A 1,058-nucleotide genomic window follows, 5' to 3' on the forward strand; every position below is an offset into this window, starting at 1 on the left:
CGCGCCATCCTATCACTGAACACAAAGAAAACTGCTCACATCAGTCTGGAAATCTCGCGCCTTTTTCTTGGGGAAATAAACCACAAAAACAAAGGCCTCTATAAATAGAGGCCAGTCAATATACAAGGTTTGATTACGCGATTGGCGTTAGCTGGTCAATTGGCCAGCGCGGACGCGCTTCTACCGACATATCTGCAACTTCACCGTTCTTCAAACGTTGCATACCCGCATACGCAATCATTGCACCGTTGTCAGTACAGAACTCGGTACGTGGGTAATACACTTCACCACCGATTTTCTTCGCAAGCTTCTCAAGCTCTGCACGCAAGCGGCGGTTCGCACTTACACCACCAGCAATAACGATGCGCTTCATACCGGTTTGCTCTAATGCACGCTTACATTTAATTGCCAACGTTGCACACACGGCTTCTTCAAAAGCGTACGCAATATCAGCACGAGTCTGCTCGTCATCGCCATTCGCTGCAATCGTGTTTGCCGTGAAGGTTTTCAAACCAGAGAAACTCATATCCAAACCCGGCACATTGGTCATTGGTCGTGGGAACTTAAAGCGACCCGGAGTACCTTTCTCTGCTAGCTTAGATAACAGAGGACCGCCTGGGTAATCTAGCCCCATCAGCTTAGCCGTCTTATCAAATGCTTCACCAGCTGCATCATCAATGGATTCGCCTAGAATCTTGTATTCACCAATGCCTTTTACTTCCACCATCATCGAGTGACCACCAGAAACCAATACCGCCACAAATGGGAATGGTGGTGGGTTGTCTTCTAGCATTGGCGCAAGTAAATGACCTTCCATGTGATGAACAGGAACAGCAGGCACACCCCATGCGTAAGCAATACTACGACCAATGGTTGCACCCACTAGCAAAGCACCAACCAAACCAGGACCGGCCGTGTAAGCCACGCCGTCGATGTCTTGGGATGTTAAGTTTGCTTCTTTTAGTGCCTCTTTAATAAGAGGAATGGTTTTCTTTACGTGGTCACGTGAAGCCAACTCTGGCACCACGCCGCCGTAATCCGCGTGAAGTTTTACTTGG

1 protein-coding gene is annotated in these 1,058 nt (G+C 48.6%); it reads right to left on the reverse strand.

The window, feature by feature from the left end:
• Positions 1 to 133: 133 nt before the first annotated feature.
• On the reverse strand, positions 134 to 1,058 hold a 925-nt coding region (gene tsaD / locus R7E00_RS25020; RefSeq protein WP_318124910.1), incomplete at its 5' end, for a tRNA (adenosine(37)-N6)-threonylcarbamoyltransferase complex transferase subunit TsaD.

The sequence above is a fragment of the Vibrio sp. Vb1755 genome (genome assembly GCF_033338635.1).
GTDB classification, from domain to species: domain Bacteria; phylum Pseudomonadota; class Gammaproteobacteria; order Enterobacterales; family Vibrionaceae; genus Vibrio; species Vibrio alginolyticus.